This is a genomic window from Arthrobacter psychrochitiniphilus, assembly GCF_003185915.1.
Classification (GTDB): domain Bacteria; phylum Actinomycetota; class Actinomycetes; order Actinomycetales; family Micrococcaceae; genus Specibacter; species Specibacter psychrochitiniphilus.
Map to the genome: position 1 here is coordinate 705,475 of NZ_QHLZ01000001.1, position 22,148 is coordinate 727,622.

At 61.1% G+C, this 22,148-nt stretch carries 21 protein-coding genes and 1 tRNA gene; 13 read left to right on the forward strand and 9 right to left on the reverse strand.

What is annotated here, in order from left to right; translation table 11 throughout:
* Positions 1-110 precede the first annotated feature (110 nt).
* A complete protein-coding gene (locus CVS29_RS03015) occupies positions 111-1,202 on the forward strand; it encodes a VIT1/CCC1 transporter family protein (RefSeq protein ID WP_110104811.1) in 1,092 nt (363 codons plus the stop codon).
* On the opposite strand, the gene CVS29_RS03020 is transcribed toward CVS29_RS03015, so the two are convergent.
* Positions 1,203-2,315: an LOG family protein gene (locus CVS29_RS03020; RefSeq protein ID WP_110104812.1), complete on the reverse strand. Its 1,113-nt coding sequence runs from the start codon at positions 2,313-2,315 to the stop codon at positions 1,203-1,205. It lies immediately after the preceding gene.
* Between the two features lie 218 nt (positions 2,316-2,533).
* Between CVS29_RS03020 and CVS29_RS03025 the strand changes: the two genes are divergently transcribed.
* Complete coding sequence (locus tag CVS29_RS03025; protein WP_110104813.1) at positions 2,534-2,842, forward strand: rhodanese-like domain-containing protein; 309 nt, start codon at positions 2,534-2,536, stop codon at positions 2,840-2,842.
* A 325-nt stretch (positions 2,843-3,167) separates the two neighbouring features.
* On the opposite strand, the gene CVS29_RS03030 is transcribed toward CVS29_RS03025, so the two are convergent.
* The 4 genes from CVS29_RS03030 to CVS29_RS03045 form a co-directional block, all read right to left on the reverse strand.
* Positions 3,168-4,097 (reverse strand): DUF4253 domain-containing protein, encoded by a 930-nt coding sequence (locus CVS29_RS03030; RefSeq protein ID WP_110104814.1) that lies wholly within the window; start codon positions 4,095-4,097, stop codon positions 3,168-3,170.
* Positions 4,098-4,384: 287 nt separating this feature from the next.
* A complete protein-coding gene (sucD, locus tag CVS29_RS03035) occupies positions 4,385-5,287 on the reverse strand; it encodes a succinate--CoA ligase subunit alpha (protein WP_110104815.1) in 903 nt (300 codons plus the stop codon).
* 15 nt (positions 5,288-5,302) lie between these two features.
* Entirely contained in the window at positions 5,303-6,472 is a 1,170-nt protein-coding gene (sucC, locus tag CVS29_RS03040; protein WP_110104816.1) for an ADP-forming succinate--CoA ligase subunit beta, read from the reverse strand.
* 225 nt (positions 6,473-6,697) lie between these two features.
* Complete coding sequence (locus CVS29_RS03045; protein WP_110104817.1) at positions 6,698-7,420, reverse strand: hypothetical protein; 723 nt, start codon at positions 7,418-7,420, stop codon at positions 6,698-6,700.
* A gap of 160 nt (positions 7,421-7,580) precedes the next feature.
* Between CVS29_RS03045 and CVS29_RS03050 the strand changes: the two genes are divergently transcribed.
* Positions 7,581-8,192: a hypothetical protein gene (locus tag CVS29_RS03050; protein ID WP_110104818.1), complete on the forward strand. Its 612-nt coding sequence runs from the start codon at positions 7,581-7,583 to the stop codon at positions 8,190-8,192.
* A 69-nt stretch (positions 8,193-8,261) separates the two neighbouring features.
* Here CVS29_RS03050 and pcrA read toward each other — a convergent pair whose 3' ends face one another.
* Complete coding sequence (pcrA, locus tag CVS29_RS03055; protein ID WP_373366712.1) at positions 8,262-10,781, reverse strand: DNA helicase PcrA; 2,520 nt, start codon at positions 10,779-10,781, stop codon at positions 8,262-8,264.
* A 162-nt stretch (positions 10,782-10,943) separates the two neighbouring features.
* Positions 10,944-11,825 carry an inositol monophosphatase family protein gene (locus CVS29_RS03060; protein ID WP_110104819.1) on the reverse strand — a complete coding sequence of 294 codons (882 nt, stop codon included), beginning with the start codon at positions 11,823-11,825 and terminating at the stop codon, positions 10,944-10,946.
* A gap of 32 nt (positions 11,826-11,857) precedes the next feature.
* Between CVS29_RS03060 and CVS29_RS03065 the strand changes: the two genes are divergently transcribed.
* The 3 genes from CVS29_RS03065 to rarD all read left to right on the forward strand — a co-directional run bounded on the left by CVS29_RS03065 (position 11,858) and on the right by rarD (position 13,630).
* A complete protein-coding gene (locus CVS29_RS03065) occupies positions 11,858-12,484 on the forward strand; it encodes a hypothetical protein (protein ID WP_110104820.1) in 627 nt (208 codons plus the stop codon).
* Between the two features lie 49 nt (positions 12,485-12,533).
* Positions 12,534-12,605, forward strand: a tRNA-Arg gene (locus tag CVS29_RS03070).
* Positions 12,606-12,676: 71 nt separating this feature from the next.
* Positions 12,677-13,630: an EamA family transporter RarD gene (rarD, locus tag CVS29_RS03075; RefSeq protein WP_110104821.1), complete on the forward strand. Its 954-nt coding sequence runs from the start codon at positions 12,677-12,679 to the stop codon at positions 13,628-13,630.
* A 56-nt stretch (positions 13,631-13,686) separates the two neighbouring features.
* On the opposite strand, the gene CVS29_RS03080 is transcribed toward rarD, so the two are convergent.
* On the reverse strand, positions 13,687-14,436 hold the full coding sequence (locus tag CVS29_RS03080; RefSeq protein WP_110104822.1) for an NUDIX hydrolase: 750 nt from the start codon (positions 14,434-14,436) through the stop codon (positions 13,687-13,689).
* A 105-nt stretch (positions 14,437-14,541) separates the two neighbouring features.
* Here CVS29_RS03080 and CVS29_RS03085 point away from each other — a divergent pair, with 105 nt between their 5' ends.
* The 4 genes from CVS29_RS03085 (at position 14,542) to CVS29_RS03100 (ending at position 17,448) form a co-directional block, all read left to right on the forward strand.
* Positions 14,542-15,591 (forward strand): SPFH domain-containing protein, encoded by a 1,050-nt coding sequence (locus CVS29_RS03085; RefSeq protein ID WP_110104823.1) that lies wholly within the window; start codon positions 14,542-14,544, stop codon positions 15,589-15,591.
* Between the two features lie 4 nt (positions 15,592-15,595).
* Positions 15,596-16,489, forward strand: coding sequence for a diacylglycerol kinase catalytic domain-containing protein (locus CVS29_RS03090; RefSeq protein WP_110104824.1), 894 nt, complete (start codon positions 15,596-15,598; stop codon positions 16,487-16,489).
* A 48-nt stretch (positions 16,490-16,537) separates the two neighbouring features.
* Positions 16,538-16,873: a YnfA family protein gene (locus CVS29_RS03095; RefSeq protein ID WP_110104825.1), complete on the forward strand. Its 336-nt coding sequence runs from the start codon at positions 16,538-16,540 to the stop codon at positions 16,871-16,873.
* Positions 16,874-17,037: 164 nt separating this feature from the next.
* Positions 17,038-17,448, forward strand: a complete 411-nt coding sequence (locus CVS29_RS03100; protein WP_110104826.1) for an NUDIX hydrolase — start codon at positions 17,038-17,040, stop codon at positions 17,446-17,448.
* Between the two features lie 76 nt (positions 17,449-17,524).
* Here the strand turns inward: CVS29_RS03100 and CVS29_RS03105 are convergent, their stop codons facing one another.
* Positions 17,525-19,441 (reverse strand): ABC transporter ATP-binding protein, encoded by a 1,917-nt coding sequence (locus CVS29_RS03105; RefSeq protein WP_110104827.1) that lies wholly within the window; start codon positions 19,439-19,441, stop codon positions 17,525-17,527.
* 323 nt (positions 19,442-19,764) lie between these two features.
* On the opposite strand from CVS29_RS03105, the gene CVS29_RS03110 reads away from it, so the two are divergent.
* The 3 genes from CVS29_RS03110 to CVS29_RS03120 are packed head-to-tail and all read left to right on the forward strand — an operon-like array spanning position 19,765 to position 22,053.
* On the forward strand, positions 19,765-20,577 hold the full coding sequence (locus tag CVS29_RS03110; protein WP_110104828.1) for an amino acid ABC transporter substrate-binding protein: 813 nt from the start codon (positions 19,765-19,767) through the stop codon (positions 20,575-20,577).
* 32 nt (positions 20,578-20,609) lie between these two features.
* The gene (locus CVS29_RS03115; RefSeq protein ID WP_110104829.1) at positions 20,610-21,269 is read left to right on the forward strand and encodes an amino acid ABC transporter permease; all 660 of its coding nucleotides are present in this window, start codon (positions 20,610-20,612) and stop codon (positions 21,267-21,269) included.
* Positions 21,256-22,053: an amino acid ABC transporter ATP-binding protein gene (locus tag CVS29_RS03120; protein WP_110104830.1), complete on the forward strand. Its 798-nt coding sequence runs from the start codon at positions 21,256-21,258 to the stop codon at positions 22,051-22,053. The genes CVS29_RS03115 and CVS29_RS03120 overlap by 14 nt, the downstream gene beginning before the upstream one ends.
* Positions 22,054-22,148: the final 95 nt, after the last annotated feature.

A 22,148-nucleotide genomic window follows, 5' to 3' on the forward strand; every position in this document is an offset into this window, starting at 1 on the left:
TCATTTTTATGCGCTAATTCCGGTGCCCCGAAACCTTCTTGCTAGGGATACCGGCCGGAATTTCGCGGGAATACAGGCTACAGTGTTGGCTGACCTAGAGGAGCTTCACCATGCCCGCACGGATTCCCACCCCAGCGCAGATTAAGCGCTGGCGGCAATATTTGGCTGATGAACGTGCCGAAGCTGCTGTCTACCGGGACCTTGCCAAACGCCGAGAGGGCGACGAATACGCCATTCTCATGGCCTTGGCTGAAGCGGAGCGTCGCCATGAACAGCACTGGCTGGATTTACTGGGCGAGCACGCCGAGCCAGCTATCCGTCCCTCGCTGCGCAACCAGCTTTTAGGCTTGCTGGCGCGCCGGTTTGGTTCGGTGTTTGTGCTCGCCTTGGCACAGCGCTCGGAGTCCAGGTCCCCTTACGCCACTGACGCCGACGCCACGGAGGCCATGGCGGCCGACGAATCAATTCACGAAGAAGTCATTCGCGGCCTATCTGCAAGTGGGCGCAACAGTCTCGCCGGCTCCTTCAGAGCGGCCGTCTTCGGCGCTAATGACGGGCTGGTCAGCAACCTTTCCCTCGTTATGGGCATGGCGGCGACGGGGGTTGGCAGTCAGGTGGTGCTGTTTAGCGGCATTGCCGGACTTCTCGCCGGAGCTTTGTCGATGGGCGCGGGGGAATATGTTTCCGTACGGTCGCAGCGGGAACTGTTGGACGCTTCGCAGCCCACCCAGGTCACCCTGTTGGCGGCGCCGTCTTTGGATCTTGAAAACAATGAACTAGTACTGGTCTATCTGGCACGGGGAATGTCCCGCGAGGCCGCCGAACATCGTGCTGCCGAACGCATGGGACACTTCAGCTGCGACTGCGATCCGAGCCTGTCACTGAGACCAGAGAACTTTGAGACCACCGATGACCACGAAACTCTAGGCACAGCCTGGGGCGCCGCATCCTCGAGCTTCTGTTTCTTCGCCTCGGGTGCCATCATTCCGATCCTGCCGTTCGTCTTTGGCATGACTGGTGTAGGCGCGCTCGTGTTGGCGTGTGTTCTGGTTGGTGTGGCTTTGCTGGGCACCGGCGGCGTTGTTGGACTGCTTTCGGGAGCTTCACCGCTGTGGCGCGGATTACGACAGCTGGGCATCGGCATGGGCGCTGCCGCCGCCACCTACCTGCTCGGTCTGTTGTTCGGCGCGGTCGTCGGCTAGCTAACCCGCCAGCACTGCACAGGCTTCCTCCACCGAATCCACCAGGAACAGGAAGTCTTCCATGGGCCGCCCTTGTGCCAGCGTCGTCAGCAACGGCATAACAGGAACCTCAACTTCCCAGTATTTTCGGCCTACCAGAACCATCGGAGCCACCGCCCCCTCAGCCGCATAATAGTTCTCGCAGGCATCTTGGAAAACTTCCTGGACGGTTCCTGCCGCGCCCGGCAGGAACACAGTGCCGCCACGGGAACGCTCTAGCAGGATGGCTTCGCGCAGGGCGTTCGTGAAGTACTTGGCAATTTTGCTGGCAAAGATGTTGGGCGGTTCATGCCCGTAGAACCAGGTGGGGATGCCCAGACTTGGCGCCCCCTCCGGATACGCCTCCACCACTTTGAACGCAGCCCTCGCCCACTTTGTGACCGAGGGACGGAAGCCGGGGACCTCACCCAGAGTGAGCAGGGCACGCTCTAGGGTCTCGGCGTCGTACGTGGAGAGGTAGGCCCCCAAATTGGCGCCTTCCATGGCCCCGGGACCACCACCGGTCGCAACCAGGAACCCGGACTGGGTCAAGGCCCACCCCAACTTGGCCGCCTGGGCGTACTGTTCACTCCCCCGCGCCGCCGCGTGCCCACCCATGACACCCACTACTGGATGTGGAAGCTGGTCCAGAAAATCATCCAGCGCGTCGGTGATGGCGTGGTCGTGCATGGCCGTGGCAAGCGTTGAGTTCAGGGCCGGCCGCGTTTGCAGGCTCCAATGGTAAATAGCGGCGTCAGGAACGCTCTCATATTCGCCGGTAGCAATGCCCTCGAAAAGTTCAACGCCCGAATACAGATGTCCGCGATAGGGGTTGAAGGGCAGATGCGGCAAGGCGGGAAAGATCAGGGCACCACGCCCCCGCAGCAAGTCCTCAACACCGTTTTTGAAAGTGCAGCCCATGAAAATGGCGCCTGATGCGTGCAGCTCCACCAGCACGCCCGAGCGCTGGCGCAGGTCCACGGACTGAAAATGCCAGCCGTGCATGTTCTTGGCGCCGCCGGCAACGAGCGCGTCAAACCGCTCTAGGTCTTCGATTTCAACAGTCCGGGCCTGAGGTGCAAGAGGTGCGTTCACATCTCTCAGCGTAACGGGAGGCGGACCCGGCACCAGAAACGGGCTGGGATGCAGTAGTTAACAATGGAGCTAGGTGCACAGGCAGCCGAACTTAACAGCTGCCTCCGCGCCTCCCTGTTCCCAGGAGCTGGCCCGACTTCGCCTCTAGTATGGAGGTGCAAGTCCCATGCACGACGCCGGAACTTGGCGCCGCGCCCGCCTCACCTTTAGGAGCACCCATGCAGGAAGTCACTACCGCGGATATTCTGACCGCCGATCCCGACGTGCAGATCATCGACGTCCGCGAAGTTGCCGAACTCTCCACGGGCATGATCGAGGACGCCGTGCACATTCCCTCCGGTGAGATCGTGGCACGCGCCGCAGAGCTGGACAAGTCCCGCCGCATCATTGCCGTTTGTCACGGTGGCGGACGCAGCGGCCGCGTCGCCGAAGCACTGACCGCGCTTGGATTCAACGCCGACACCCTGGTGGGCGGCATGAGCGGCTGGGAGGCCGAAGGTCTGCCCATGGTCCCGCCGGAAGCATAGCCGCCCACACTCGGCACAGTCGGCACACGGATCAGTCGGCACACCGGAAGCGCCCGGAGGCCGTAGTTAAGATTGGAGGCCGGTGCACCGGCCTCCAATCTTAACTACGACCTCCGCTGCGTCATCCCGCCCGTCCGGTCTACAACGAAGCACTCGAGTGCGCTCTGGATGAGGGCCCCCAGTTGCCCGAGCTGGCACTCCTAGTGCAGGAACCACCCCCAACTCCACGCTGTGGCGCCGGCCAACGCCGCAGCGACGACCGAATAGCCCAAACACGGCAACACGCTTGCCAGCTTCCGGCTTCCCGCTTCCTATCACCCGGCCGTCAGTCCCACCAGAAATCCCATACGGGGGCGTTGATCAGTCTCTTTGCGTAGTCGTCGCGGCTGGTGGGTGGCTCCCAACTTTGGGAGCCAAAGTTGTCTACACACAGAAGGTAGTGCTCCTCCATCAGCACCGTCGCGTCAGCAAGAGTGGTTGGCGGCCGAGCAACCCGCAACGCCAGGGTGGTTGGCCCCAGTTGATACAGCACTGCCCCAAACCGTTCCTCCCACGACCGGAGCACGGCGGAGATCTCGTGTCCCCCGAGTGAGTAGTTGCCCGGCCCTGCCCATCCCACCAATTGCGGCACGTCCGCAGGCCGCATCGCAGGAACCAGCAACAGCCCCGCCTGCGGGCTGGCACAGCCGGGGTTCCAATTGCTCCACCCCGCAAGCGGGACCTTTTCCACATTGTTCGTCAGTATTTTTCCCACCGGCACCCCGGGGAAAGGCGGACGGTTCTCGGGCAGCGGTTCGCCAGTTTCCCGGGCAACCACGGCCCTCCCATCCCAGCAATCCTGCAGCACGTTGGCTGCTTCGTCCTTGTGGGTGCGGCTCCGGGGCCAGCTCCTTTTGATGATCCGCGGCTCGGCACAGCGGTTGCCGGGACCTCCCACCACCGGCCACAGCCCGGTCTGTGAAAACGCACGTGCAAGGCCCACCCACGAAACCAACGTGCTGTCCCAATCCGTGTCGCTGTACCAGCCAATGTGCGGCAGCAGGGCGCTCACGCCCTTACTGCCATCACAGCGGGTGTACTCATATTGCTCGGGCCGAATGCTGGACCCGGCCGGCAGATGCACCCCACCGACTTGCGTCTCGCCATCAGGGGGAACACGGCCCGGGCGTTTGGCCCGGACCGCGATATCAACGGTTTCCCACCAGGGCGAAGCACTGGAAGGGAAACCCCACAGATCATCGGCGAAATTATTCATGGCTCAATCGTTGCGAAACCGGCAGCCGCGAGCCACCCCCAAGCCTCAAAGTGTGCAGAACCTGTCCCCATGGCCCCCTGTGGAGGAACCCCTGTGCAGGAACCTCTGCAGGAGTAACCCTTGCACAAGGAACTCCAGCGCAGCGGCACGGGGAACAGCGCAACCTGGCGTCCGCCGTCGTTCATCCGATCAGGAAAACAAAAAAGCGCGGCCACACCACCGAATCGGTGGAAATGGCCGCGCCTCTGAGCACAGAAGAACTGTCAGCGCCGAAGCGCCCAGAAGAATTACAGAGCTGCGTAAACTTCGCGCAGCAGGGTTGCGGTTTCGGAAGGAGTCTTGCCGACCTTCACGCCGGCAGCCTCGAGGGCTTCCTTCTTGGCCTGAGCCGTGCCCGCGGAGCCGGAGACAATGGCGCCAGCGTGGCCCATGGTCTTGCCCTCGGGTGCGGTGAAGCCAGCCACGTAGCCAACAACGGGCTTGGTGACATGAGCCTTGATGTATTCGGCTGCGCGCTCTTCAGCGTCGCCACCAATTTCACCGATCATCACAATAGCGAGAGTCTCGGGGTCGGCCTCGAACGCGGCAAGAGCGTCAATGTGCGTGGTGCCGATGACGGGGTCGCCACCAATGCCGATCGCGGTGGAGAAGCCCAGATCGCGCAGTTCGAACATCATCTGGTAGGTCAGGGTACCGGACTTGGAGACCAAGCCGATGGGGCCCTTCTGGGTGATGTTGTTCGGGGTGATGCCAACCAGTGCTTCACCGGGGGTGATGATGCCGGGGCAGTTCGGCCCGATGATGCGGGTGACCTGGTTGCCGTCAGCGTCAACCTTGGACTGAGCCAGTGCCCAGAACTCGGCGGAGTCCTGAACCGGCACGCCTTCGGTGATGACAACTACCAGCGGCACGCCGGCTTCAATAGCTTCAACAACGGCATCCTTGGTGAATGCCGGGGGGACGAACACGATGGAGACGTCTGCGCCGGTTTCGGCAACAGCTTCTGCAACGGTGCCGAACACGGGGAGTTCAACCTCGCCGTGAACAACCTTGGTGCCAGCCTTGCGTGCGTTGACGCCGCCAACAATCTGGGTGCCAGCCTTGAGCATCAGGGCGGTGTGCTTGGTGCCTTCGCCGCCGGTGATGCCCTGGACGATGACCTTGGAATCTTTATTCAAGAAGATAGACATAAGTTTTCTAAACCTCTACTTTGCAGCGTTGGCGAGCTCGGCAGCCTTGTCGGCGCCCTCGTCCATCGTGGCGGCCAGTGTGACCAACGGGTGGTTGGCTTCGTTGAGGATGCGGCGGCCTTCTTCAACATTGTTGCCGTCGAGACGGACAACGAGAGGCTTGTTCGCAGCCGAGCCGAGCTCGGCGAGTGCGCCAACAATGCCCTTGGCAACAGCGTCACACGCGGTGATGCCACCGAAGACGTTCACAAACACGCTCTTGACCTGGGGGTCATTGAGGATGACGTCCAAACCAGCGGCCATGACCTCTGCGGATGCTCCACCGCCAATGTCCAGGAAGTTGGCGGGCTTGACGTTGCCGTGGTTTTCACCAGCGTAAGCAACAACATCCAGCGTGGACATGACCAAGCCGGCACCGTTTCCGATGACACCCACTTCGCCGTCGAGCTTGACGTAGTTCAGGTTCGCAGCCTTGGCCTTGGCTTCCAGCGGGTCAGCAGCAGCTGCGTCCTCGAGGGCGGCGTGGTGCGGGTTGCGGAATTCGGCGTTTTCATCGATGGAGACCTTGCCATCCAGCGCAACAATGTCACCAGCGCCGGTGCGAACCAGCGGGTTGACCTCAACCAAGGTGGCGTCTTCGTTCTTGAAAACGTCCCACAGCTTGATGATGACGGCGGCAACCTTCGGGGCCAGCTCGGCGTTGAAGCCTGCTGCGGCGACGATCTCGTCAGCTTTCGCGGCGTCGATGCCCACGGCGGGGTCCACCGCAACGCGTGCCAGAGCCTCGGGGCGTTCAACGGCTAGGACTTCGATCTCCACGCCGCCTTCCACCGAGCACATGGCCAAGTAGTTGCGGTTGGCGCGGTCCAGCAGCACTGAGAAGTAGAACTCCTCGGCGATGTCTGCACCCTGGGCGATCATGACCGTGTTAACGGTGTGGCCCTTGATGTCCATGCCGAGAATGTCAGTGGCGTACGCGAATGCTTCGTCAGCATTCTTGGCAACCTTGACGCCGCCAGCCTTACCGCGGCCACCAACCTTTACCTGTGCCTTGACGACGGTGACGCCGCCAATCTTCTCGGCTGCTGCCCTTGCTTCTTCAGGGGTGTGCGCCACGATGCCGGCCAACACGGGAACGCCGTGAGCCTCAAACATGTCGCGCGCCTGGTATTCAAACAGGTCCACGGGTTTGTGTCCTTCTACGTCGAAGTAGTGATTTTGTGGGGGCGTTGACCCCTTCCACACATTACAGTCTCACAGGGAAAGCACATATTTTGCGTCGTGACCACCGTTGCGAGCCGTTATTCGCCTCACAATCAGGGCCTTTGGACGCACGACGACGGCATGTTCGGTAAGTTCTTCCGCTCACCCAGGGCGCACCTCGAGAATGTGCGGGTGAAACGGTAGGTGCTAGGAGGCAGTGGGGGTGGAGCTTGCCTGGGTGTCAGGCCCAAAGATTTCATATTTGCCGGAAGCTATGAAGAATCCAATCCCGTCTGCCAAGTTGGCGCAAGCCACGCCGTTATCCAAAGGAGCACAGCGGTATCCCTGCGATTCCATGGCCATGCCGGAGGCCAGAACAGGAATTGCGTCCATATCCGGGTTCGGTGTCCCGTCCACCCCGAAGGCGGCTTCCATGGCCGTGACCCCTGCCCGGCAGCCCCCATAGAGAGCCCGGTCCGGGAATAACAACGCGGTGCCACCTAGATAGCCGAGGTTGGTCCCGGCGCAGTTATCTGCAATATCCGCGGGGGCAGGCTGCGGGTAGCTGACCATGAGGCAGTTGGTCACAGGAATGATGGGGGCCGCCCCATTGGCCCTGTCACCATAGTTGTTGGGCTCCCACGGCTGGTTCAGATTCCCACCTTGAGAGGTGGTAAAGACGCAGGCTATGTTACGTGAATCGCTAATAAACTGTGGCAGTGCAGTACTTGTCACCCCGTCAGTGGGCTGCACAACGGGGGCAGCCTTGAGCCGTTCCAAGTAACTGGGCGGATCAGTGGGACCTGCATTCAAGGTGGGGACAGGGGGCGGATCCGGCACAGTGATGCTGCAGCCGGCGAGCACAGCTCCGGCAGCTGCTGCCAGTAAGAGGGCCGCAACGCGTGAAGCACGATGGAGGGATAAGACCATGGGATAAGTTTGCCGTATCCGGCACCGGCAGCCCAACCGGGTACCGGTTTCGCTTAGGCCCCCCGCGCAGACGCTGGCTATTTCTCCAACACTAAGACGTGCAATGAAAATAAGAAGCTGCTAGTTTGCAGTGCCGAGAGCTCCTGCATAATCTTTCAACATGTCTCAACTCATGAAATTCTCTGGCCTTACCCTTGCTCTTTCCCTTGCCTTGGTGGGGTGTTCAGCATCCTCGACAACTAAATCGTCGCAGCCCACACCAATCTCCGCGCAGACGCTGGAACGCTCAACGGCACCGGCAACTCCTGCAGCGGTTAAACCGGCGGCAGGCATCACGATCGAAGGAAAAGGCTACAGCTACGTTATTCCGCAAGGGTGGGCTGTTCCAGAAGACACGCCCGCTCCAGCGGGCATCGACACGTTTGCCGCAAATATGCGTGACACGGATGGTTTCGCCGACAACGTCAACGTGGTTCTTTCACCCGCTGGGGAAGTCCCTGCCGCAATAGTCGAGTCTCAAGGAGCCAAGGAACTCGAAAACGTCGGAGCCAAGGACGTGAAGGTGCGTAATCGGACCACCATCGCAGGATCGGAGTCGGTCCATTTGTCGTCAGTGTTCCCCAATGACCAAGGTGACTACCAGACCGAGCAGTTCTATTTCAACTACAAGAAACAGACGTACATCCTCACGTTCTCCTTCAGCCCCACCGTTTCGGAAGCAGACCGTTTGGACGTGTACTCCTCGGTGCAGGCAACCTGGTCCTGGACCTGAGCAACTCGCGCACCGGCAGTCTAGCCGCATCGCAGTGGCGAGTCTGCCGGGGCTAGTCCTCTTTGACTTCTAATCCTCTTTGACAAGAGGGGCATATCTGAGCAGTAGCCGCTTCTCCCCTATCTCAAAGCGCACTTTGGCCACCATCTTGTCACCGGCACCACTGATTTCCAGCACCACGCCATTGCCAAATGCGGTGTGGTTGACTTTGTCTCCCACACTGACCGAGACGACTTCCTTTTGTGGCTGCACACGCCCTGCCGCCGTGCGGGCAGAAATGCTCGGTGGCAGAACCCCTGAATCGCGGCCACCCACGGAGGTTCCTGCCCCCCAGGAGGACCCTGAATAGCGGCTGGTGCCAAAGTTTCCGGCCACCGGTGCCATGCGCGCAGTACCTTCACGCTTCCATTGGATAAGGTCCTCCGGGATTTCCTCAATGAACTGGCTGGCGGGGTTGTATTGGCTTTGACCCCACATGCTGCGCACTTCAGAGCGGGTGATGTACAGCCGTTTCCGGGCACGAGTCAGGCCCACATAGGCCAGCCGGCGTTCTTCGGCAAGTTCCTTGGGGTCCGTGGCAGAGCGTGAATGCGGGAACAACCCATGTTCTAGGCCCGTCAGGAACACCACCGGGAATTCCAGTCCCTTGGCGGTGTGCAACGTCATCAAGGTCACTACCCCCAACCGCTTGGCCTCGGCCACAGCCGCTGCCGCCTCCGCCTCGGAACCACCGGGCGCATCAGGAATTTGATCGGCGTCCGCCACCAGAGAGACCTGCTCAAGAAATTCTCCGAGGGTACCTTCTGGGTTGTCAGTGCTAAATTCCCGCACGACGGCGACCAGCTCGGCCAGGTTTTCCACCCGCGACTCGTCCTGCGGATCAGTTGAGGTGCGCAGCGCTTCGAGGTAGCCGGTCTGTTCCAGTACCGCCTCTAGTGCAGTGGCAGGGGTGGAGGTTGAAGCGACTTCGCTCAAATCCCCCATCATCTTCGCAAAGGCGTTAACAGCGTTCAGCGACCGTGAGGCAATTCCGGGCGCCTCCTCGGCACGCGCCATGGCAACGGAGAAGGAGACTCTTTCCCTTTCGGCCAGGGCCGCTACGGCTCCTTCGGCCCGGTCCCCGATCCCGCGCTTGGGTTCGTTGAGAATCCTGCGCAAGTTAACGTCGTCGTCCGGGTTGACCAGGGCCCGCAGATAGGCGAGGGCGTCCTTGATCTCCTTGCGCTCATAAAAGCGCGTGCCGCCCACCACTCGGTAGGGCAGCCCCACCCGAACCAGGATGTCCTCAATGGCACGGGATTGGGCGTTGGTACGGTAGAAAATTGCCACATCGCCGGGACGCAGATCCGTCTCATCCTGGAGCCTGTCAATTTCCTTGGCGATGAAGCGGGCTTCTTCGTGTTCGGACTCGGCCACGTAGCCAATGATCTTTTCACCGTCTCCCTCAGCCGTCCACAGGCGCTTTTCGCGCCGGTTGGGGTTGCGGGAAATCACGGCGTTGGCGGCGCTGAGAATATTTTGGGTGGAGCGGTAGTTCTGCTCCAACTTGATGGTGTCCGCGTTGGGATAGTCCTGTTCAAACTCCACAATATTGCGGATGTCAGCACCACGGAAGGCATAAATGGACTGGTCAGAATCACCCACAACCGTCAGTTGGGCTGGGGCAATGCCAGCGGGACCGCCGTCGTCAGGGCCAACAATTTCACGGACCAACGCATATTGGGCGTGGTTGGTGTCCTGGTACTCGTCCACCAAAACGTGGCGGAAACGCCGCCGGTAATATTCGGCAACGCCGGGGAAGGCACGGAACATGTACACGGTCTGAGCAATCAGATCGTCAAAGTCCATGGCGTTGGCCTGGCGCAGGCGTGAGGCATAGCCCTTGTAGACCTCGGCAACGGCGGCGGCGAAAGGCTCGTTGAAGTTGGTGCTGAGCGCGTTCTCTTCTTCATCGATGAGATCGTTTTTCAGAGCCGAAATCTTATGCATGATGGCTTTGGGTGCGAACTTCTTGGGATCCAGATCCAGCCCCTTGGTCACCAAGGTGATCAAGCGCAGTGAATCGGCGGAGTCATAGATGGAGAAATTCGAGTTCAGCCCAATGACCTTGGCCTCGCGCCGCAAAATCCGCACGCACGAGGAGTGGAACGTGGAAATCCACATGCTCTTCGCGGCATCACCGATCAGCGCCTCAATGCGTTCACGCATTTCCGCTGCAGCCTTGTTCGTGAACGTGATGGCCAGGATCTGACCCGGATGCGCCTGGCCCGTGGCCAGCAAGTAAGCAATGCGGTGGCTGAGCACACGCGTTTTTCCCGAGCCCGCCCCGGCAACTATGAGCAGCGGACCGCCGGTGTGGATCACGGCGGCTTCCTGCTGCGGGTTCATACCTTGCAGCAGTTCATCTGGATCAGGCCACTGCCGTGGCGCGACGGCTTCCTGATGTTCCCAGGCCGGGCCGGTGCCTGCTCCCGCGAACTCCGGCATGTCAGCGCCGGGGTCTTCCTGCTCAAAGGGCGCCCACGCAGGGAGGCCAGCGCCTGGGCTACGCGTCGGCTTGGGCTTTTGGGGGTAAGGGTCAAACAACATATCCATGGTGCCATCTAGTCTAGTTGGCCCCACTGACAATCCCCTGCACACCCGAAAAAAGCAGTGGGTGCTGGGGTGCGCGGTGGGGCTCATGTGCGCTTAGACGGGTAGCGGGGCGTTTCGGCCTCAGGCGGGGCGGGGCTCAAGTGCGCCTAACCGGACTCAGTGCGCGATGGCTCCGCCTTGCAGCGCCTGGGAAAGTTCGGCCACCGGCCCCGGCGGACCTGCAACGAACCAGTCCAGCCCATTGACCCGCACCACGGCTGTGGCCCCACCGGCGGCTTCAACGATGCCTTTGCCGGGGAGCCAGTCCCAGGGCGGGACGCTGTGCTGGAACCACACACCCAACTCTCCCTGGGCCACCCGGGCCAGATCGCAGGAGCCAGCACCCAACATGCGCAATGTTGCGGGCAGTTCTGCGGCGCGCTGCCACGGCACGGCTGCCCGGGGCTGCGCCAACCAACTGGGGTGGATGTAGGTTGCGGCGGACAACTCTGCCAGGCTCGCCTGCGGATCCAGGACTATTCTCTCCCCATTCAACGACGTCTCTACAGTGGTCCCGCCCAGCCACAACTTGTTTTCCTCGTGCTGGAACACACCCCCCAGCAGCACCTCCGCAGTGGTGAGCGGGTCCGGCGTCGAACTTTCAGGGTGGCAATCAGCAGGGGAACCAGCGGGCGAGATGAGGTCCGGGAGCACCAAGGCCAGCGCCGTGCACCAATAGGAGGAGCCGCTGGCGAAGTTATACGTGCCATCCACGGGGTCAATAACCCAGCAGCGTCCGGAACTGCCAACATGTCCGGCGCCTTCCTCGCCCACAATCGAATCGTCGGCTCGGGCGGCGCGCAGGGCGTTGAAGATGTGATTCTCGGCAGCGAGATCCGCGGCCGTGGCAAAGTTGGAAATCTCGCCCTTGCACAGCATCCCGGCCCGCAGCTCGGTGCGTCCTTGCGCGCGGATGGAGAAAGCCAAGGACGCGGCCTCACGGAGGATTTTCGCCGCCAATTCGCTGTCGCTGAGCGCGGAGCTCTCAAGAAGTGCCATGGGGCAAGCCTAATCTAGGCGATAATGACATCATGGCTAAAACTCCCGCCCAGCGTGCTGCCAAGCATGGCACGGCTGCTACCCCTTCCACCGTACCGGTCATCAACAACAGCACCAGACGGACTCCGCAAAAAGCGCAGGGAAACGTCAATCTGTTCCTGATTGCCAGTTCCGTGGCCAGCTTGTTCCTGTTTGCCTACTTCCATCTGTTGACGCTGAACCAGATGAAGGACCTCTCCGGTGGACTGGCCATGCCGCAGTCCTTTGTGTTCGGTTTTGACATGGCCCATGTTGAGGCGTTGCGCCTTGCCATGGACGCCGATGCCCTGGGACAACTGAACTATGTTGGCAAAACTGCCGGAACCTTGTTCCCGCTGCTGTTCGCCATCACAGCGCTGACCATGATCGCCTCGAATGTGGCCAAGCGCCCGCTGCGGTGGGCACTCTGGGTGCTGCCGTTGGCTTTTGCCGCGATTTCCTTGTGGGCCAATGCCGCTGTGGATTCAATGATGGCCGCCCAGAAACTCGATCCAGGAGCCGTCACGCTGGCTTCGGGACTGGTCACGGCGTCATGGATGCTGCTCATTGCAACGCTTCTCGCCATTGGCCTGGCATTGTTCCTGGGACGCAAGAAAAAAGTCACTCCGGCCGCCAGCTGAACACCGCCGTTTTTTGCTTGACTACCTGTTCCGCTAGGCTTGGGGACGCGCCTCTGTAGTCCAATGGATAAGACAGCCCTCTCCTAAAGGGCAGATCCGGGTTCGATCCCCGGCGGGGGCACTTTTCATGCCCGCACGCAGCGCGGCGGTGCCGGTCATTTTGCGGTGGAGTTCCAGAAAGTGAGAGGGGAAATGGTGCCGACTCACGCTGCATCCCATTCTGGCCGCGGCGTGGCCGTTTCTCTCATTGCTTCGGTTCTTTTTGCCGTCATCTTTTTGATGGCTGGTCTCCTGCCGGGGTGGGGTGCGCAGGAGATCTTTGGCTGGCGAGTGGTTCTGACCTTGGCCACCTTGGCAGTGATCCTGCCGTTTCTGCCGTGGGCTCGCACCGAATCCATAACCCTTTTTTCCCGCGTTCGACGCCGGCCAACCCTCCTTCTGCCCGGGGTGCTTGCCGCTGGGATTGTGGGAGTGCAATTGTGGCTGTTCATGTGGGCGCCACTGAACAATATGGCGCTTTCAGTGTCCTTCGGATATTTTTTGCTGCCTTTGACCATGGTGTTGGCAGGGCGGGTCTTCTTCGCTGACAAGCTCAACCCGCTGCGTAAGCTTGCTGTTGCTGCTGCTGTAGTGGGCGTTGCTCACGAGGCCTTTTCAGCTAACGGCCTGGCCTGGCCAACCCTAGTGGTGTGCCTGGGCTACCCCGTCTATTTTGTACTGCGGCGCAAGATTGGCTTCGATAATCTTCCTGCTTTTGCTGCCGAGCTGCTGATGATGCTACCTCTGGGCGTGTATTTCATTCTGGCCGGACCCCACGGCATTGGATCCGGTGCCGTGGAAGGTGCCGGTTCCGGCGGACTCTGGGTAGCAATCTCCATTGGTGTTCTGGGTGGCCTGGCCATGGCCTTTTACCTGCTCGCTAGCAAGTGGCTGCCCTTGTCATTGTTTGGGCTGCTGAGTTATGTGGAGCCGGTGCTGCTGGTGGGCGTCTCGATCCTCCTGGGCGAAACCCTTGGCTGGTCTTCACTACTGACGTACGGGCCCATTATGTTGGCGCTAGTGTTGTTGGGAGTAGATGGGCGGCGCAGCGCGCTGCCCGGAACGCCCGGAACGCCCGGCACGCCCGGAAGGCCCTTGAGTCCCTGAGTCCCGGCAGTCCCTTGAGTCCCAGAAGCCGCCGAATAGAAGCCCCCTAACAGGCGTCAGTCTTGGCCTGTTAGTGCCGCGGGACGCATCAGGGGCGGGTTGAGCACGGCGTGGGCGCAGGCTGCTCTAGTGGTGTGAGCCTGCGGAGCAAGCCGAAACAGGGCTGCCGGGCGCCCGGCCTCCCCCGTACTCATCTTTCCCGTATCCTCCAGAAATCCCGGCGTTCCGGTGGCCTTTCGGTGGAAGTTGCGCGGGTCCAGCTTTGTGTCCCATACGGCGTCATAGACCGCGCGCAGCTGGGCAATGGTGAATTCCGGCGTGCAAAAAGCGGCGCCCAGCGGTGAGTATTCCAGCTTGGACCTAGCCCGCTCCACGGCATCGCTGAGGATTTCTGCGTGATCGAAGGCCAGGGAATACTCACCGGCCAACACGTCCTTGACCGGGTACCAGCCGGCGCTGGCAGCGTCACTGCCGGCGGCAATAACGGGGAAGTTGGGAGCCAACAGCAGGTGCGCCACCGTCAGCACATCGCCGCGCGGGTCCCGTCCCTTCGGCCCATAGCTCTGCAATTGCTCCAAATATCCGGGCTGTTCCGCCACACCGGCTTCCTCTGCCAGCTCCCGGGTTGCTGCTTCAATCAGACCCTCCCCCGGCAGCACAAACCCTCCGGGCAGGGCCATGCTCCCCTTAAAGGGCTCTATGAGACGGGTGATCAACAGAACCTGTAACGCGCCGGCACTCACGGTGAGGGCAACAACGTCCACTGTCACAGGGAAGCGGGCCGGCTCCGGATATGAAGTGTTCATGCCACCACATTAGATAATTATCGTCATATTGACAATAAATGGCGCAGGGGCTTAGAGTTTAGTTATCGTCAAGTTGACGAGAACTACGAATACTTGGAGAACCTCATGGCCACCATCAAGCGCTACCCCTGGCTCAGCCACTTCCTCGGCAGCCCCACCGGCTACGTCATTCACTTACAGAAGGGCACCGTCCGGCATGAGGGTGTGGGCCAGGCGTTCTGGTTCCGGCCAGCCTCCTCCGTCCTGAGCGAGGTGCCTGTGGACGATCAGGAACTGCCTACGCTTTTCCACGCCATCACCCGGGACCACCAGGACGTCAGCGTCCAGGCGAATGTCACCTACCGCTTCAGTGATCCGGTCTCGGTTGCCAGCCGCCTGGACTTCGCACTGCAACCTGGCGGCGCCTCAACCGCTGCCGGACGTGAGCAGGTGGCAACCATCATTGGCCAGCTGTGCCAGAGCCATGCGATCGATCAGATTGCTGCCACAACTTTGGCCCAATCCTTGGAGCGCGGCGTCAGCGAGCTGCGCACCTTGTTGACAGGAGCACTCCAGGCCAATGCCCGGCTGCAGTCAACCGGCATTGAAATCCTGGGCGTGCAAGTCCTGGCAGTCCGTCCGGAGTCCGATGTTGAGCGGGCCCTGCAAACACCTGTCCGCGAACAGTTGCAGGCGGAGGCGGACCGGGCAGTGTATGAACGCCGGGCGGTAGCAGTGGAACGCGAACGGACCATTTCTGAAAATGAGATGGCGAGCAAGATTGAACTGGCCGCGCGCCGTGAAAACCTGGTTGCCCAGGAAGGCGCCAATGCCCGGCGTGAGGCGCAGGAACAGGCCGCCGCCAACCTCATCAAGGCCCACGCCGAAGCCGAACGCCAAGGCATCGGCGCCACGTCCGAGGCCAGCTCGCTCCAGCTCATCGGCGAGGCAACGGCAGCGCGCGAGGCCGCCACCATGGAGGTCTACAAGAATATGGACCAGGCCACCTTGCTGGCCCTAGCCTTCCGCGAAGCCGCCGCGTCACTGCCAAACATCAATAACTTGACCATCACTCCAGATATCCTGAGCGGGGTTCTGGCAGGATTGTTCCAACCCGCCAGCAGCACTGCGGAGCAGCCCGGTTTGCCCAGCGGCTTGCCCAGCACAGGAAGGTAACACCATGGGATCTCCCCGCCTTGTCATCGTCCACCGGCGCACCGAATTTGCGGAGCTGCTCGATCGGCACGCCACCGTGGGCCAGGCTGAATTCTTCCTCCGCACCCGGGGGCGGCGTCTGCAAGATGTGCAGGAACGGCACACTTTCATCATGGCAGCACTGGATCAGGTACGTGCGGCAGTGCCTGCCGATTGGCGCCGCGCGGAGGTGGAGCGCACTGATCTGAGCCGCTTCATGTTTACCGAGGATGATGTGATCGCCGTGGTGGGCCAGGACGGGCTCGTGGCCAACACGGCAAAATATCTCAGCGGTCAGCCAGTTCTGGGCATCGACCCCGAACCGGGTGTGAACGCCGGCATCCTGGTCAGGCATTCCCCCGCATCAACCGCCGCACTGTTGGCCCGGATTGCAGCCGCTGACCCCTCCGCCGTGTCCTGCCAAGATCTGGCTATGGTGACGGCGCGGCTGGATGACGGGCAGGAACTCTCCGCCCTAAATGAGATCTTCATTGGGCACTCCTCCCACCAATCTGCCCGCTACCAAATTACGACGCCGGATGGCCGGCTGGAGAGCCAATCGTCCTCCGGGTTGATAGTTTCCACCGGAACGGGCGCCACCGGATGGTGCGCCTCAATATCGCTGGAACGCGGCGGGCGCACACTTCCCAAACCCACAGACCCATTGTTGGCGTGGTTTGTCCGCGAGGCCTGGCCGTCCCCTGCCACGGGCGCCTCACTGACCGAGGGCGTGCTGGCTGCAGGCGAGTCCCTGCGCATCTGCGCCGCATCGGACCAACTCGTCATCTTTGGCGACGGCATGGAAAGTGACAGGCTAACAGCATCCTGGGGACAGGAAATCACGCTCCAACTAGGTACCCGGGCGCTGCGCCTGCTGTAGTGTACCCGGCACAATTTCAGCAAGTGCCCGGCAAGGGATGATAGAGCCATGAGCATTGCGAAAACCATCATCTTGTTCGCCCTGGCTGCGGTTGCCGAAATTGGCGGAGCCTGGCTCATTTGGCAGGCCGTGCGCGAGGACAAGTCATGGTGGTGGGCTGCCTTAGGCGTCATGGCGCTCGGTGCGTACGGTTTCATTGCCGCCCAGCAGGCCGACGCCAACTTTGGCAGGGTCTTGGCCGCGTACGGCGGCGTGTTCATTGCCGGCTCGCTCATCTGGGGCATGGTGTTCGACAAGTTTTCGCCCGACCGCTGGGACGTGATCGGCGCCCTCATTGCGCTGCTCGGTGTCAGCGTCATCATGTTTGCCCCGAGAGCCGCCTAGCCATGCCCCGCCAACTCACTCCGCCATCCCGCCACCCCGCCGCCCTCTTTAGCGCTTTCTTGCCTGCCGTTCCCGGCGGCGCCGAACACGCACGTGCTTCAGAGGTTGCCGCGGCCAGCGTCGGCAGGGTACGCGTCGTGGAGTTCCACGGTTAGGATCAACAGGTGAAAAATGTTCTCAAAGTTTCTGCCGTGTGTGTCTACGATCTCTCCGGGCGGCTCCTGACCGTCCGGAAACAGGGCACCACCAAGTTCATGCATCCCGGCGGCAAGCCGGAGCGCGGCGAAACTGCCGCTGAGGCTGGTGTCCGAGAACTGTCCGAGGAAGTCGGACTCCACCTTGCCGCCGTGGACCTTGAACTCATCGGTGTATGGACCGGCACGGCCGCCAATGAGGCCAATACCGACATTGAGGCAACAGTGTTCACCGCACCAGGTCGCTGGGACGCAGATGCAGTGATTCCGGCAGCCGAAATCGCGGAGCTGCGCTGGATGCACCTGGAAGCGGCTGCGGACTTCGATGACCTTGCCCCGCTCCTTACCGAGTACGTGCTCCCCCGCCTCCACAAGGCCTAAGGCACCTGGTGCATATCCGGTTACCCACCTTTTCTCACGGATCTATTCGGGCTGGATCTATTCGGGCTGGATCGATTCACGCTGGATCGGGTGAGGCAGACTGCGGTGAGCTGGCGTCGGCCACAGCCTCAACGGCTTGGGCAAACTGAGTGTCATGGAGCTCGGCGTAGCGCCCGCCCCTACCAATGAGCTCCTCATGCGTGCCGCGTTCTACTATGTTCCCGCCTTCAAGGACCAGAATCATGTCTGCGGCACGGATGGTGGAGAGCCGGTGCGCAATGACCAACGCTGTTCGACCCTCAAGCGCCTCACCCAAGGCAATCTGGACGGCGGCCTCATTCGTGGAGTCAAGGGCGGCGGTTGCCTCATCCAAAATCACCACGGCGGGCTGCACCAGCAGCAGCCTGGCAATGGTCAGACGCTGGCGCTCACCGCCGGAAAGCCGGTAACCGCGCTCCCCCACCACGGTGTCCAAACCATCAGGCAGGGCCTGGGCAAACGCCGAAAGCCGGGCCCGGTGCAGCACATCCCAAATCTCCGCATCCGTGGCCGAAGGCTTGGCCAGGCGCAGGTTGGAGCGGATACTTTCGTGGAACAAGTGCCCGTCCTGGGTGACCATGCCAACTCCGGCGCGCAGTCCGTCAAAGGACAGTTCCCGCACGTCAACGCCGCCCAAGCGCACGGTGCCGGAATCGACGTCGTACAGCCTGGAAAGCAGTTGCGCAATGGTGGACTTGCCGGCGCCGGAAGAGCCCACCAGCGCGATAGTTTGGCCTGGCTCGGCACGGAAGGAAATGCCATGCAAAACCTCCTCGCCCCCGCGGGTATCAAGCACGGCAACATCCTCCAGCGAGGCCAGCGAGACCTTGTCTGCGGAGGGATACCCGAAGCGAACATTGCTAAATTCCACGCCCAGCGGACCGGCGGGCAGAGGAACGGTGGAGGGCTTTTCGGCGATCAGCGGCTTCAAATCGAGGATCTCAAACACGCGGTCAAAGCTGACCAGCGCGCTCATGATGTCCACGCGGGCGTTGGCCAGCGCGGTGAGCGGGGCATAGAGGCGGGTCAACAGCAGGGCCAGCACCACGACGTCGCCCGCGTTAAGCGCGCCACCGATGGCCAAGGAGCCACCCAGGCCATACACGAGCGCAAGGGCAAGGGAGGAAACAAGCATCAGCGCCGTGAAGAACACAAACTGCATGACAGCTGTGCGCACCCCAATCTCGCGGACCCGGTTGGCCCGGGAAGCGAACTCTCGGGATTCCTCGGCCGGGCGGCCAAACAGCTTGACCAAGGTGGCCCCGGGTGCGGAGAAACGCTCGGTCATCTGCGTGCTCATGTCCGCGTTCAGGTCAGCAGCCTCGCGCCGCAACCCGGCCAGTGTGGCACCAAAACGGCGGGCCGGAATGAGGAAGATTGGCAACAGGACCAGCGCCAGCAACGTCACCAGCCACGAGGTGTTCAGCATGACAATCAGCGTCAAAATCAGCTGCACAGAGTTGGACACAATCCCGGACAGGGTCCCGGAGAAGGCCTGCTGGGCGCCAATGACGTCATTGTTGAGCCGGCTGACCAGCGCGCCCGTGCGGGTCCGGGTGAAGAACGCAATGGGCATGCGCTGGACATGGTCAAAAACGGCGGTGCGCAGGTCCAAAATGACGCCTTCGCCCAGATTCGCTGAAATCCAACGGATAATCAGCGACAACCCGGCGTCCAGCACCGCCACAATCGCAATGAGCACGGCCAGGCGCACCACCACATCCACGGCGGTTTTGGCCACAATGGCATCGATGACCTGACCGGCCAACACCGGGGTGGCCACGGCCAGCGCTGCGGAGATCACCGACAGCACCACAAATATCAGCAGTTTCCGGCTGTAGGGCTTAGCAAAGAGGACTGTCCGGCGAAGCGTGTCCTTCGCAATTCCGCCGTTGGACTTGTCCGAACGCATGGTGCTCCAAAGTGAGCTCCAAGCCGCGCCTTCCATACTCATGCGTGTGTTCCTAATCATTAAGAGGTCAAGCTACAAGTTTAACCTCCGGGGCCGTCACAGAAATTCCCGGCACCGTATTTTGCGCCTAACCCGCACATTTCTCTCGCTCCTGCAGGGCTTCTACGCACGGCTGCGCCCTGTAGCGACCGTCACTTACTTCACATACGGAGCGTGAGTCAAATCACGCGCTTCACAATTACGTAATATAGGGAAATATTCTCTCTCCATTTATCGCTTCCCGGTGGTAGCGTCCCCTTATAGGCAGTCCGTGACCCACCCTTCACGGCTCATTTTTCATTCTTTAGACAAAGGAAACCCGCACCATGAATCGTCGCAGCCTTGGACTCGTTGGCATACTCGCAGCAGCTTCATTGGCCCTTGCAGCCTGCGGCGGCGGAACCGGAGGCGGTAGCCCGGCTCCGGGAACGGACACCTCGTTGAGTAGCATCAAGGACGCTGGCACCATCACCTTCGCCACCGAGGGAACGTATAAGCCCTTCAGTTTCCATGAGGGTGGCTCCGGCCCGTTGACAGGGTACGACGTCGATGTTGCCACGGCTGTGGCGGGCAAGCTCGGCGTTAAGGCCAAGTTTGAGGAGACCCAGTTCGATTCCATCTTTGCCGGCCTTGAAGCCAACCGCTTCGACGCCGTAGCCAATCAGGTGACCATCAGCCCCGTCCGTCAGGAAAAGTATGATCTTTCCATCCCTTACACGGTCTCCCAAGGTGTCATTGTTGTCCAGGACAGCACCACGGACATCACCTCTTTTGCCGATCTCAAAGGCAAGACCACCGCACAGTCCCTGAACAGCAACTGGTACGCATTGGCCAAGGAGTCCGGCGCCACCATGGAAAACGTTGAGGGTTGGGCCCAGTCAGTGTCCCTTCTCAAGGATGGCCGGGTAAATGCCATTGTCAATGACAAGCTCACGTTCCTTGACTACCAGCACAGCAACCCGGATTCAGGCTTGAAGATTGCCGCAACCACCAAGGAATCCTCAGACTCTGCCTTCGCCTTCCGCAAAGGTTCCACGGCCCTGACTAACGCCGTCAACACCGCCTTGAAGGATCTCTCCGCTGACGGCACCTTGGCTAAGTTGAGCGAGAAGTACTTCGGTGCGGATGTCAGCAAGTAATCGGGTGGCAGAGCGGAGGTTAGAGTTCAGCCATGGACTTTAGTTTATTTTGGAGTTCCCTGGGTCCGCTGCTCCTGGGCGCTATTAAGGGCACCATCCCGCTTACTCTGGCTTCCTTCGCCCTGGGGCTGATGATCGCCCTGGTGATCGCCGTGATGCGCATCAGCCCTAACAAGCTGGCCAGCGCAGTGGCTCGGGTCTACATCTCAGTTATTCGCGGGACCCCCCTGCTGGTGCAGTTGTTTGTGATTTTCTATGGTCTGCCTGCGGTGGGCGTGAAGATTGATCCGTGGCCCAGCGCCATCATCGCCTTCTCGCTGAACGTGGGAGGCTACGCGGCGGAGATCATTCGGGCCGCCATCCTCTCCGTCCCGCGCGGCCAATGGGAGGCCGGGCATATGATTGGCATGTCCCGGAACCAGGCCCTGGTGCGGATCATTCTGCCGCAGGCTGCGCGCGTATCCGTGCCGCCGCTGTCCAACACGTTCATCTCGCTCGTGAAGGACACGTCCCTGGCCTCGTTGATCCTTGTTACGGAGATGTTCCGGGTGGCGCAGCAGGTGGCCGCGTTCAGTCAGGAATTTATGTTGCTCTACCTCGAGGCCGCCCTGATTTACTGGGTCATCTGCCTCATCTTGTCAACGGCCCAAACCAGCCTGGAAAAGAGATTGGACCGCTATGTTGCCCACTGATTTTGCCCTTCAGGTCCGCGGCGTGACCAAGTCCTTCGGCGCCAATACAGTGCTGCGTGGCATCGATCTGGATGTGCCTCGGGGCAAGGTGGTGGCGCTGATTGGGCCTTCGGGGTCCGGCAAGACCACCATGCTGCGTTCCCTCAACGGCCTTGAAATTCCCGACGCCGGATCCGTCACCGTGGGTGCTGGGGCCACTTCGGGGCTTCCTGCACTGAGTGTTGATTTCAGTACCCCCGTGTCTAAGAAGGCTCGAGCCGAGCAGATTTCACTGTTGCGTGACCGAAGTGCAATGGTCTTCCAGCAATACAATCTGTTTCCGCATATGACTGTCCTGCAAAATGTCATTGAGGGCCCCGTTCAGGTGCAGAAACGTCCCCGGGAGGAGGTCATTGCGGAAGCGGAGGCGCTGTTGGCCCGTGTGGGGCTTGCCGATAAACGTGACTCCTACCCTTTTGAGCTCTCCGGCGGACAGCAGCAACGGGTGGGGATTGTTCGTGCCCTTGCTTTGAAACCGCAGCTGCTGCTCTTCGACGAGCCCACCTCCTCTCTGGACCCCGAGCTGGTGGATGACGTCTTGGCCGTAATCAAGGAATTGGCAGAGGAAGGCTGGACCATGGTCATCGTCACCCATGAGCTGGCTTTTGCCCGGCAGATGGCCGACGAGGTGGTTTTCATGGACGGTGGTGTGGTGGTGGAACGCGGGCCCGCCAGCCAAGTGCTGCGCAAGCCGCAGGAGGAACGCACCCAGGCGTTTGTCCGCCGGCTGTTGCACGAGCTCTAAGCCGTTGGGTCCACAGTCGGACCCGTCGTTTTGTGCCGATTGCAGAGGCATCCGCTACCAAGAAATCCATCACGGACGAGCCGCCTAAGGTCTCG